General features: G+C 44.6%; 5 protein-coding genes. 1 reads left to right on the top strand and 4 read right to left on the bottom strand.

Going from position 1 to position 5350, the window contains the following annotated elements:
* Positions 1-1181 (bottom strand): protein kinase domain-containing protein (locus IM477_RS04755; protein WP_287730744.1); only part of this gene is annotated, 1181 nt, incomplete at its 3' end.
* A gap of 438 nt (positions 1182-1619) precedes the next feature.
* On the opposite strand from IM477_RS04755, the gene hemC reads away from it, so the two are divergent.
* Entirely contained in the window at positions 1620-2579 is a 960-nt protein-coding gene (gene hemC / locus IM477_RS04750; RefSeq protein WP_108937967.1) for a hydroxymethylbilane synthase, read from the top strand.
* A 153-nt stretch (positions 2580-2732) separates the two neighbouring features.
* Here the strand turns inward: hemC and IM477_RS04745 are convergent, their stop codons facing one another.
* From IM477_RS04745 to IM477_RS04735, 3 genes are all read right to left on the bottom strand, one after another.
* Positions 2733-3611, bottom strand: coding sequence for a sulfite exporter TauE/SafE family protein (locus tag IM477_RS04745; protein ID WP_287730743.1), 879 nt, complete (start codon positions 3609-3611; stop codon positions 2733-2735).
* Between the two features lie 208 nt (positions 3612-3819).
* On the bottom strand, positions 3820-4371 hold the full coding sequence (locus tag IM477_RS04740; RefSeq protein WP_287730742.1) for a rhodanese-like domain-containing protein: 552 nt from the start codon (positions 4369-4371) through the stop codon (positions 3820-3822).
* Between the two features lie 22 nt (positions 4372-4393).
* Complete coding sequence (locus IM477_RS04735; RefSeq protein ID WP_287730740.1) at positions 4394-5095, bottom strand: MBL fold metallo-hydrolase; 702 nt, start codon at positions 5093-5095, stop codon at positions 4394-4396.
* Positions 5096-5350: the final 255 nt, after the last annotated feature.

Genomic DNA, 5350 nt, shown 5'->3' with positions numbered 1-5350 from the left:
GTTATTTGACTCAATTTCCGACAAAAAGCTTGAGCATCATTCCAACTAACCTGTTCTACCGGATTTTGGGGATTGTTTTTAAACTCAGAGGGATTGATTCCCATTACCGCTTCATATTGTGCCTGAGTCACTGGATATTTGCCAATCGCAAAACTGTTGACTTTAACTTGGTGTTGAGGTTTTTCATCACTTGCAGCATTGGGATCACTGTCAGGAGAACCCATGAGAAACTCACCTGCTGGTAAGCTCACCATCTCCAGTGTGACTCGATTGGGTAGTTTTTCGGTAAATGGAGTAGGTGAAGCAATTAGGGGTATTGGTGAAACAGGCTTTTTGACTGCTGCCGGTGCTGGTGGAGGTGACGGGGGAGAATTCCATCCCACAGGTTGTAAGGCATTTAAAACCTGTTGTGCTGTCCATCTTTGTTTTCTATCTTTTTGCAAACACCCTTCAATAATCTGTTTAAACTCTTTCGGTAAACTGGGGATTTGTAGCTCACAATTCATCACCTTTGCCATTAACTGGTTAATATCATTATTAAACTTATAGGGAAGTTGATTAGTCGTCATTTCGATTAACATAATACCCAATGACCACAGATCCCAGGCTGATGAAATATCCCCCCTAAAGGCTTCGGGAGGCATATAAATAATTGTACCGCTATTGTGGACGGTTTGAGTGTGGCTTTTGTTATTTAAAGTTCTAATTAAGCCAAAATCTGCTAACTTGTATTGTTGATTAACCTTGAGAATATTACCCGGTTTTAAATCTCGATGCACTTTATTTTGTCCATGAAGATAATTTAAACCCTGGGCGACTTGAGCAGTAATATTTTTAATTTCACTTGATGACAAACCGCCTTTGGCGATGTGATTTTCTAGGCTACCCTGTGCCAATTCCATCACTAAATAAAGCATCTCTGTATTGAGAAAACGAAATTCCCCCACTGAATAAGCCTTAATTAAATTAGAATGTTCTAACTTTCTGGCATTTTTTAACTCAATTAATTTATCATCGCTACTTTCGGGAATAACTTTAACAGCAACTTCTTGAACCGATGTATTTCTGACCATTTCACTAGCATGAAATACACCACCGAAACTACCCGCACCGAGAAACTTATTAAGACGATAAGGACCTATTTGTTGCCCTTCTAACATCCTCATCATTTGGTCTAGCATAATAATAACTCCTGAATTAAGTAGGTAGGCGTTAAAAATTATCAGATGCCCCCCTTATCAAGGGGGATCCCCCCGCCTATCGGCACCCCCCTTATCAAGGGGGATCCCCCCGCCTATCGGCACCCCCCTTATCAAGGGGGGCAGGGGGGATCGAACCTAAAATCCATTTTTAATTTAATTATAACCAGCTACTTAGCCAATTTGTCCGTTCAAACATTGTCATTAGTTAGACCCTGTTGCAACCTTTGTCCCTCTATTTTAACCTAGGCTTTCAGCTTTGCTGTCAGTGGGGAATAATGCTCACCCTATTTGCCTAAAAATATTAAGAGATGTAACTATTTATGCCTAACCTAGAAAGTGATTACTCAACAGGGGTGAGATCAGGATAGTCTAGATCGAGCAGTCCGATAGATGTTTAGTTAAATTCCTACTTCAGATATGTCCGTTTCTAGTCCTCCTCGTTCCCTGCGTATCGGTTCGCGTAAAAGTCAGTTAGCCCTAGTACAAACCTATTGGGTACAGGCAGAATTGAGTAAACACCACCCCCATCGACAGTTTGAGGTGGAGACGATGAGTACCCAAGGCGATAAAATTCTCGATGTGGCCCTAGCGAAAATCGGTGATAAGGGTTTATTTACCAAAGAACTAGAAGTGGGAATGTTGGATAGATCGATCGATCTTGCCGTCCATTCTCTCAAGGATCTGCCCACTAATTTGCCCGAAGGCTTAATCTTGGGTTGCGTCACCGAAAGAGTTAATCCGGCCGATGCTTTGGTGGTAAATAGCCAAAATCAAGACTATCAATTAGACACTTTACCGGAAGGTGCGGTGGTGGGGACTTCTTCCCTGCGGCGATTGGCCCAGTTGCGTTACCATTATCCCCATCTGACTTTTAAAGATGTGCGCGGCAATGTCAACACCCGTCTGGCAAAACTGGACGCGGGAGAATACGACGCGATTATTCTGGCAGTAGCGGGATTGGAAAGGTTAGGATTAGGCGATCGAGTTCATCAGGTTATTCCGGCGGCAATTTCTCTCCATGCGGTGGGACAGGGGGCTTTAGGGATAGAATGCCGCGATGCCGATCCGGAGGTTTTGGAAGTCCTAAAAGTGTTGGAACACGCCCCTAGCCGCGATAGATGCTATGCTGAACGCGCTTTTTTACGGGAGTTGGAGGGGGGTTGTCAAGTTCCCATCGGAGTAAATACGGCGATCGAGGATGGTATCCTAACTTTAACGGGTATGGTGGCTAGTCTCGACGGTAAGCGCCTGATTAAGGACTCGGTTAGCGGTGATCCTAGCCATGGGGAAGTCTTAGGACGAGATTTAGCCCATAAAGTGCGCGACGCTGGTGCTGGAGAGATTTTAGCCGAGATTTTCGCTGAAGTGGGACGATAATCAGTTATCAGTGATCAGTTATCAGTGGGTAAGTTATCAGTTATCAGTCTTAAACAGCAAAAAGCTCCAGTGCCTCTCCCATGCAGTTTTAACAAGTGATGTGGATAGGCAAGCAGCTGATCAGTATTGCAGCAATTCTCCCAGTATCGAGATTTAATTGACTTCAGTTCGATTGATAGTCTTCTCCGCCGGGATGATAGAATTGCCTTTCGGAGTCAGGAAATTGTGCAAGATGTGACGATTTTGAATTAAAACTAAAGTTGCGATCGCTAAGAGAAAATAACCAAAACCTTTTTGTAACTGTTTTGCGGACACAAACTGTCCCAGATAGGAACCGATAAGAGTACCGAGGGCAGCCGCAAAAGCAAAGGATAGGGTTAACTGCCAATCGACGCTAATATGACCTAAATAACCCAGTAATCCGGCTACAGAATTGAGGAAAATAATCAGCAGGGAAGTGGCGATCGCTTGAACCATGGGGATTTTACCCAATAATACCAGCGCGGGAACGATAGCGAAGCCTCCCCCAACCCCAACTAATCCCGTCAGGACACCCACAGCAATTCCTTCGCTCATTAACCAGAGCCAGCAATATCGGCAGACTGGTTGGGGGTAGAGAGTCAGATTTTTTTGCCGATCGCGGGCTTTATAATCAGGATTATCTATTTGTGTTGATCTGCCGATCATAAAGGCTGCCGCTATAAGCATTAGTGTTGCAAACAGGAGCATCTGGAAGGTTGCAGTGACAAAGGGTAATGTGGCTAATCTTGCTCCCCAAAAAGCCCCTACCATCGTCGCAGAACCGAAGATAAAAGCGGTTTTTAAGTTAATGTTGCCTTTTTTCCAGTGGGGAATCGTGCCGAGTAAGCTGACACTACCGATGACTAGAAGCGTCATAGCGATCGCCGATTTGGTCGGTACTCCCATCACATAGACTAGAATCGGTAATGCTAGTACAGAACCTCCTCCTCCTAACAATCCCAGACTAATCCCCGTACAAACGGCTAATAAATGTCCAATTAACCAAGTCATTTCAGTTATCAGTTATTTTAGCTATCGGTCGTCAGGAGGCAGGAGATAGGTGATAGGGTTTTAGGGTGTTGGGGTGTTGGGGTGGTCACTGCGTGCGCGTTGCGGGGGGTGTTGGGGTTTTAGTTGAAATTCCCCCACTTCCCCACTTCCCCACTTCCCCACTTCCCCACTTCCCAATTCATAATTCCCACAGCCAACCCCTAACCCCCTATTTCCCCCGATGGGTTTGATTGTAGGGAAGTTTAGCCAGAAGCATAGCTAAAGCACAGGTATTACTAATCCCCGCAAAAACTAGACCAGAACCGACAAAACCGCTTAAAATCAGGAACCAAGGCGAGAGAAAGGCTCCTAATACTGTTCCGAGGACTACTAGGGAACCAGCGACGATCTGCACCTGACGAAATAGGCTAATTGGCGCATTTTGGTCTTTTTCGGTGGCATAACCCGCACTTTTCCAAGTATTTAAGCCGTTTTTTAGCTGGGCAACTTGGCTAAATCCTGCCGCAATCAGTTTTTGTGCCGCTACAGTGGATCTGCTGCCGGAATTACAGTAGAGAACTAGGGTTTGATCGGGGTCAAAAGCGATCGAATTAGGGTTAAAACTGGAAAGTGGTACTAATTTCGCCCCTGGAATGCGATCGCTGGCGTACTCCCCCGGTTCTCGCACATCAATTAAGCAAACTTCTCCGCGCTCAATTAAGTTTTTTAAAGTATGGGCATCAAATTCTAGTAATTTTGCTTGATTTGTGGTATGGGTCATCGTTAATCTCCTGAATAGATCTTTAAGCTAAAACAACTCCTAAATTGCCGCAGCCTTGGTTAGCGGGAACCGCCTCCATGATCTTTTTGGGATCTGGTAAATTAAGACTGTTCATAAACTCGATAAATTGTCGGCGGTTACGTCCGAAAAAACGGGGATTGTGTTGTTTTTCTTCGGCAATGGTGGAGACAGTTAAACCGCGATAGTCGTGGCCGGGATAAACTAGGGTACTATCGGGGAGACTGAAAAGTTTTTGCGTGACCGAATCAAAGAGAGTACCAGCATCGCCGCTCTGGAAGTCGGTACGACCACAACCCCGGATAAATAGGGCATCTCCTGTCAAAAGATGACTGTTATTGACTAAATAGGCTAGATGACTATCAGTGTGGCCGGGAGTAGCGATCGCTCTAATGGTGATATTTCCTAGCAACAATTCCTCTCCATCCGCCAGATGGCGATCAGCACAGGCTACTTGGGCATTTTCGGGAACTATACCCTGACAGCCTGTGATTTGCCTTAATTTTCCAGTTCCTGTGACGTGATCGGCGTGAATATGGGTTTCTAAACAATATTTTAGCGTTAATTCTAGCTCCTGTAATTGCTGATAATCCCTTTCCACTTGTTCCCGCACTGAATCCACCAATGCCGCTTCCTTGCTGACGGGATCGGCAATCAAATAAGTATAAGTGCTGGTTTCGGGATCGAACATCTGACGGAATAGCATTATCTCTGACTCTCCTTATATAACCCTATAACTATACTACCATATAATTATTAATTTTTAGGAGACCTCTGGCATGATTAATTTTTGGGCTGTATCTCATACTAAATCTGGTTATTAAAAACTGATTAAGCTGTTAAGCATTTAAATTGCTTGTTGAGACGAGGCAAGAGGCAAGAGGCAAGAGGCAACAGTAAAGGGATTGGGGGAGATTCGGCTAATCTTAAGAATAAGTGCTTTAAATGCGTCTTAGCTTAT

The sequence above is a fragment of the Microcystis sp. M090S1 genome (assembly GCF_020246295.1).
GTDB lineage: Bacteria > Cyanobacteriota > Cyanobacteriia > Cyanobacteriales > Microcystaceae > Microcystis > Microcystis aeruginosa.
The sequence above is the reverse complement of the archived record's forward strand: the minus strand, read 5'-3'. Positions and strand labels throughout refer to the sequence as shown.